5 protein-coding genes are annotated in these 6,924 nt (G+C 67.7%); 4 read left to right on the top strand and 1 reads right to left on the bottom strand.

Going from position 1 to position 6,924, the window contains the following annotated elements:
• On the bottom strand, positions 1-1,906 hold a 1,906-nt coding region (locus AC1DJN_RS19380; RefSeq protein ID WP_478039846.1), incomplete at its 3' end, for a TonB-dependent receptor domain-containing protein.
• A gap of 494 nt (positions 1,907-2,400) precedes the next feature.
• Here AC1DJN_RS19380 and mdoH point away from each other — a divergent pair.
• The 4 genes from mdoH to AC1DJN_RS19360 are packed head-to-tail and all read left to right on the top strand — an operon-like array spanning position 2,401 to position 6,822.
• On the top strand, positions 2,401-4,326 hold the full coding sequence (gene mdoH, locus AC1DJN_RS19375) for a glucans biosynthesis glucosyltransferase MdoH (protein WP_478039844.1): 1,926 nt from the start codon (positions 2,401-2,403) through the stop codon (positions 4,324-4,326).
• Between the two features lie 50 nt (positions 4,327-4,376).
• On the top strand, positions 4,377-5,036 hold the full coding sequence (locus AC1DJN_RS19370; protein WP_032976711.1) for an alpha/beta hydrolase: 660 nt from the start codon (positions 4,377-4,379) through the stop codon (positions 5,034-5,036).
• Positions 5,037-5,066: 30 nt separating this feature from the next.
• Complete coding sequence (locus tag AC1DJN_RS19365) at positions 5,067-6,083, top strand: sensor histidine kinase (protein ID WP_080277664.1); 1,017 nt, start codon at positions 5,067-5,069, stop codon at positions 6,081-6,083.
• 10 nt (positions 6,084-6,093) lie between these two features.
• Positions 6,094-6,822 carry a LytR/AlgR family response regulator transcription factor gene (locus tag AC1DJN_RS19360; RefSeq protein WP_025879008.1) on the top strand — a complete coding sequence of 243 codons (729 nt, stop codon included), beginning with the start codon at positions 6,094-6,096 and terminating at the stop codon, positions 6,820-6,822.
• Positions 6,823-6,924: the final 102 nt, after the last annotated feature.

The raw sequence follows: 6,924 nt of genomic DNA, 5'->3' as shown, positions 1-6,924 counted from the left end.
TCCATGCAGCGGTCAGGTCATACAGCGTATAGGCCTTCAGGAAGGTATTGACCACGCCGGTCTGCTTGCCGGTGTACTGCGCCGACAGGCTGCTGAAGAACGTGGTGTTCGGGGTCCAGTCCAGCGACGAATAGCCTGAGAACTCCGGGGTGTCGATCAGGTTGCGGCCAGTGGTCAGGTTCTTGGCTTCCTTCATCCAGGTCGCCGACGTGCGCCAGCGCCAGTGATCGCCGAAGCGGAAGTTGAGGTTGCCTTCCATGCCGCTGGTGCGCGCGCGCTGCACGTTGCTCATGCGCGTCCACCAGTAGCCGTTGAAGAAGCCCAGCGCTTCATACTCGATCTTGTTCCTGAAGTCGGTATGGAAGTAGGTCAGGCCGGCGTCGACCAGGGCGTTGTCGAAGCTGATGCCGATCTCGCGGTTGGTGCTGGTTTCCGGGTCCAGGTCCGGGTTGCCGGCCATGTAGCAACCGCCGCGGGTATAGCCCAGCGGGATCAGCGAGGTGCAGCCGCGGCCACCGGACTGGGTCGCCGCGCTGGGCGAATTCTCGGTCAGGCTCGGCGCGCGGAAGCCCTTGGACACGCCGCCACGGATCGTCCACTGCTCGCTCGGGTGCCAGACCAGGTAGGCACGCGGACTGACATGGCTGCCGAACTGTTCATGGTGGTCCAGGCGCGCGCCCAGGGTCAGTGCCAGGGTACGGTGCAGCTTCAGCTCGTCTTCGACGAACAGCGCCCAGGTGTCCACTTCCAGGCTGGAGCCGACCACCGGGTTGCCGGCATAGTCCACCGGCGCCTGGCCGATGGTGTCGGTGTTGGTCAACTCCTGGCGCTTCCACTGGCCGCCCACCGCGAACTGGTGGTCCACGCCCAGGGTGAAGGGCGTGCTCAGGCTGCCTTCGATGATCGTATCGGTTGCCTCGGAGCGACCGGTGGCGCCGATGTCGTTCTTGTACTCGGTCCAGTACGCGCTGAGCTTGGAAGTACCGAAATCCCACTTGCCGTCGTGGTTCAGCGCCAGCGAACTGCGCTTGAGCTCACTGGCACCCCAGGCGCCTTCGTCCTGCTTTTCCAGCGCCTGGGCGATGAAGGCCTGCTGCACACCGTGGCCAGCTTCCAGTGACACTTCCTGTGCCTCGCTCAGCTTCCACTGCAGCAGCGCGTCGACATTGCGGTCCTTCTCGCCGGCGTAGGCGTTGCCATACACGCCGCCGTTGGAGCGGTCCGAGTCGCGGCGCATGCTGTTGGCACCGATGCGCAGGCCGAAGCGCTCGCCCAGCGGTCCGGAGAAGGTCGCGCCGATCTGCTGGGTGTCGCCACGGTCGCCATCCTGCGGCCGGGTGTAGCTGTGGGTCGCGCTGCCGTTCCAGCTGTCACCGATGCGCTTGGTGATGATGTTGATCACCCCGCCCATCGCATCCGAGCCATACAGCGAGGACATCGGACCGCGCACCACTTCGATGCGCTCGATCTGGTCGGGGGAAATCCAGTTCAGGTCCTGGCGGCCCAGGTCGGGGCGATAGTTGGTCGAGGCCGAGCTGCCCATGCGCTTGCCGTCCACCAGTACCAGCGTGTAGTTGGACGGCATGCCGCGCAGCTTGATCTTGGACTGCTCACCGGCGGCGCTGAGCCCACCGGTCACGCCCGGAATACGGCTGAGCAGGGTGGCCAGGTCGTGCACCGGCTGGCGTTCGATGTCTTCGCGGCTGATCACGCTGATGCTGGCCGGGGCATCCTTGATCCACTGCTGGTTGCCCGAGGCGGTGACCACCACGGTATCCAGGTCCTTGGTCGAGGCATCGGCGCTGGCTTCAGCGGCGGCGAGGGCAGGCAGGGCCAGCAGGCAGGCGGCGGCCAGGGCGCTGGCCAGGCGGGTGCGCGACAGGCGCGCGGAACGGAGAGGGGACATGACGGCTTCCAAGGGAGAGGAGAGACCCGGTGGAAGCGGCAGGCGCACGCAGACAGCAGGCAGCCACCCCTTCCCTGGGTCGTCGAGCGCGCGGAAGGTCCGGCGCAGCTGGGTGGGTCCGGTGCGCGGAGCGCGGTGACCTGCCTGGTTAACGGAATGATAACCGTTCTCGTTTGTTACGATCCAGTACTTCCCGGGATGAATCGACATTCCCCGGCCGCGCGCGACGGTTCGCCTGCTGACTGCTGAATGGGGAGATTTCCCGGCGTAGACCTTCGCACCCGGCTTACATTCGGGGCCATAGACTGGGCCGCATTTTTCGATTCCGCCCCGTTGGAGATCGTGTGGGTTCTGGTAGTGACAGACAGCGACTGCGCGGCATGACGCCGTGGCAGACAGGACAAGTGCGGACGCCGGGAATGCGKGCCAGGAACCTTGGTGCATGCAGCCTGGCCGGGACGGCTGGTCCTGCGGCCTGCAGGGAGTAGGCGGCCATGGGGAGTGAAACCATCGACACGGAACCGGTCACGGCCGGTCCCGACGCGGGCTGGGCCCTGCTGCCGGCCGAAGCACCGCTGCTGATGCCCGAACAGACGCTCCGGCAAGGCTCGCTGAAGGTCCGGCGCCATCGCACCTCGCCACGCATGATCGGCCTGCGTCGCCTGTACATCCTCGGCGGCACCGTGGCGATGACCGCCGTGGCCACCCGGATGATGTGGCGGGTGCTGTCCGGCAACGGCATCAGCGTGCTGGAGGCCTGCCTGCTGGTGCTGTTCGTCGGCCTGTTCGCCTGGATCGCGCTGTCCTTTGCCAGTGCGGTGGCCGGCTTCCTGACGGCCGTGTTCGACCGGGGCTACCGCCTGGGCATCGATCCGGACAAGCCGCTGCCCACCGTGCACAGCCGCACCGCGCTGCTGATGCCCACCTACAACGAAGACCCGCGCCGGCTGCTGGCCGGCCTGCGCGCGATCTACGAATCGGTGGCGGCCACCGGCCAGTTGCAGCGGTTTGATTTCTTCGTGCTCAGCGATACCCGTCGCGAGGACATCGCGCGGGCCGAAGAACAGGTGTTCGCCGAACTGCGCGAGCTGGTGCCCGATGGGCGTGCGCGACTGTTCTATCGCCGCCGTGGCGACAACAGCGCGCGCAAGGCCGGCAACATCGCCGACTGGGTACGCCGTTTCGGCGGTGCCTACCCGCAGATGCTGATCCTGGATGCCGACAGCCTGATGACCGGTGACAGCATCGTGCGCCTGGTCGCCGGCATGGAGCACAACGCCGACGTCGGCCTGATCCAGACCCTGCCGTCGGTGATCGGCGGCCGCACCCTGTTCTCGCGCATGCAGCAGTTCGGTGGGCGAGTGTACGGGCCGGTGATCGCCCGTGGCGTGGCCTGGTGGCACGGTGCCGAAAGCAATTACTGGGGGCACAACGCGATCATCCGCACCCGTGCCTTCGCCGACCACGCTGGCCTGCCGGAGCTGCCGGGGCGCAAGCCGTTCGGCGGCCACGTGCTCAGCCATGATTTCGTGGAAGCGGCGCTGATGCGCCGTGGTGGCTGGGCCGCGCACATGGTGCCCTACCTGGGCGGCAGCTACGAGGAAGGCCCGCCAACGCTGACCGACCTGCTGGTGCGCGACCGCCGCTGGTGCCAGGGCAACCTGCAGCACGGCAAGGTGGTGGGCAGCCGTGGCCTGCACTGGATCAGCCGCGTGCACATGCTGATCGGCATCGGCCATTACTTCACCGCACCGATGTGGGCGATGCTGATGCTGATCGGCATCGCCATCCCGCTGTTCCAGGAAGGCATCGATTTCAACGCCCTGCTGCACCTGTCGCCCAGCGTGTACTGGCGTGCGCAGGATGAAGAACAGGTGGTGCGCCTGTTCGCCGCCACCATGGCGGTGCTGCTGATGCCCAAGGTGCTGGGTTACYTKGCGATGCTGCTCGATCCGGTTGAACGCCGTGGCTGTGGTGGCGCGATCCGGGCGTTCCTGTCGATGCTGGTGGAAACCGTGCTGGCCGCGCTGATGGCGCCGGTGGTGATGTACGTGCAGTCGCGCGGGGTGGCCGAAGTGCTGTCCGGGCGTGACTCGGGCTGGGATGCACAGCAGCGCGATGACGGTGGCATCTCGTGGATTTCGCTGGTGCGCGGCTACGGCGGCCTGGGCGTGTTTGGCGCCTTCATGGGCGTGCTGGCGTGGGCGGTGTCGCCGTCGCTGGCGGCCTGGATGGCGCCGGTGGTGATCGGCATGGTGCTGGCGGTGCCGGTGGTGGCACTGACCTCGCTGCGCGGGCCGGGCGCCTTCCTGCATCGCCTGGGCCTGCTCGACATTCCCGAAGAGAACATCCCGCCGCCGGTGCTGGTGCGCGCCGCACAGCTGCGCCGGGAAGCGGCCGAGCAACCGCCGCTGTACTGATCGCACCGTGCCAGCGGCATAATGCGGCTCGAACGTACAGGAGCCGCAACATGCTGCAAACGGTGGAACAGGAAACCGGCGCCTCGCCGCAGTGGTCGGTGATCTGGCTGCACGGCCTCGGTGCCGACGGCCATGATTTCGCGCCGATCGTGCCCGAACTGGTGCGTCCGCACTGGCCGGCGCTGCGCTTCGTGTTCCCGCACGCACCGGTGCGGCCGATCACGATCAACAACGGCGTGCCGATGCGTGGCTGGTACGACATCGTCGGCATGGACTTCCGCTCGCGCGCCGACATGGCCGGCGTGCAGGAGTCGGTGGTGCAGCTGGATGCGCTGATCGCCCGTGAGATCGAACGCGGTGTCGCCGCTGATCACATCTTCTTGGCTGGCTTCTCGCAGGGCGGGGCGGTGATCCTCAGCGCCGCGCTGGCACGCACTGCCCCCTTGGCCGGACTGATCGCACTGTCGACCTACCTGCCGGAGGCCGAAAGCGCGTCGCGCGTTGATGGTGCGGTGGATGTGCCGGTGTTCATGGCCCACGGCAGCAGCGATCCGGTGATCCCGCAGGCGGTGGCCGCGCACAGCGCCGAGACGTTGCGCACGCTTGGGCTGAACGTGCAGTGGCATAGCTACCCGATGGCCCACCAGGTCTGCGCCGAGGAAATCGACGCGCTGGGCGACTGGCTGCAGGCACGCCTGGGCGTCGCCTGACCCATGGCCGCGAGCGCTGCCACCCCGTGGATGCCGGAACTGTGCCGTTTGCCGCGGTTGGCAGCGATGCTCGGCCTGGCCGAACTGGTGGTGGTGGTGCTGGCGCTGGCGCCCGATGGCAGCCGCCACTGGACGATGGGGGAACTGGCCTCGGCCAGCGGTTTCGCGCTGTGGCTGGCGCTGGCGGTCACCGCCAGCCTGTGCCTGCTGCGGCAGGCCCTGTCGAAGCTGCCGGAACTGCTGGGCGCCGTCGCCGCCGTTGGCCTGGCTGCGCTGATCGCCATCCTGTGCGCGGGCATCATCCATGCCCTGTATGGCGTGCTGGGCGACAACTTCGCGCGCGGCATCGGCTTCTGGCGCTTCACCCTGGGCAGCGCGGCCACCACGGCGCTGATCACCGCGTTGGCGCTGCGCTACTTCTATGTCAGCGACCGCTGGGCGGCGCAGGTACAGGCCAATGCCCGCGCGCAGGCCGACGCCCTGCAGGCGCGCATCCGCCCGCACTTCCTGTTCAACAGCATGAACCTGATCGCCAGCCTGCTGCATCGCGACCCAGCGGTGGCCGAGCGTGCCGTGCTCGACCTGTCCGATCTGTTCCGCGCCGCACTGGGTGCCGGCGAGGGCGATTCGACCCTGCGCGATGAGTGCGAACTGGCCGAACGCTATCTGTCGATTGAATCACTGCGCCTGGGCGACCGCCTGCGGGTGCATTGGCAGCGCGATGAACCCCTGCCCTGGGACCTGCCGATGCCGCGGCTGGTGCTGCAGCCGCTGGTGGAAAACGCGGTGCTGCACGGCATCTCGCGCCTGCCCGAAGGCGGCACCATCGAGCTGCATCTGGCCTGTGTGGGCAGCGAGCTGCAGATCCGCGTACGCAATCCTGCACCGGATCCGCAGGTGCCCGGGCTGGCCCTGGCCCAGGGAGCGGGCCACGCCCAGCACAGCATCGGCCATCGCCTGAGCTGGCGCTTCGGCCGCGCCGCGCGGATGACGGCTGGCTGGAGCGAGGGCTACTATGCCTGCCAGGTGACAGTGCCGATCCAGTGAGGGGACGATCGTGAGGGTAGTCATCGCCGATGACGAACCGCTGGCGCGCGAGCGCCTGCGCAGCCTGTTGGCCGCGCAGGAAGGGGTGGACGTAGTGGCCGAGGCCGGCAACGGCGAGCAGGCCCTGCACGCGTGCGCCGAACTGCAGCCGGACCTGGTGCTGCTGGATATCGCCATGCCCGGCCTGGACGGCCTGGAAGCGGCCCGCCACCTGGCCAGTTTCGAGCCCAGGCCGGCGGTGGTGTTCTGCACCGCCTACGATGCGCACGCGCTGTCGGCGTTCGAGGCAGCGGCCATCGATTACCTGATGAAGCCGGTGCGCGCCGAGCGGCTGGCAGCGGCGATCGCGCGTGCCCGCACCTTCCTGGCCGGCCGTGACGGGCAACCCCAGCACACCGGCGGCCAGGCCCGCAGCATGCTGTGTGCCCGCCTGCGCGGCAGCCTGCGATTGATTCCGCTGGACGATATCCACTATCTGCAGGCCGAAGAAAAGTACGTGGTGGTGCATCACGCGCGTGGCGAGGACCTGATCGAGGAATCGTTGAAGTCGCTGGAGGAGGAGTTCGCCAGCCGCTTCGTGCGCATCCATCGCAACTGCCTGGTGGCGCGCCACGAGCTGGTGGAGCTGCGGCGTGGCAGTGGTGGTCAGGTGCAGGCGGTGCTGCGGCATGGCAAGCAGCCGCTGGAAGTGAGTCGGCGCTGCGTGGCGACGCTGAAGCAGGAATTGCGGCATCTGTAGGTTTTCCGCGCGGCCTGCGGCCGCGACTGCTTCGAAATCAACAGCAACAGCAACAGCAACAGCGGGTTGGTCGGCTCTGTGTTGTTGCCTGTTGGGTGAGGC

The organism is Stenotrophomonas sp. 05L414_2 (genome assembly GCF_056397905.1).
The sequence above is the reverse complement of the archived record's forward strand: the minus strand, read 5'-3'. Positions and strand labels throughout refer to the sequence as shown.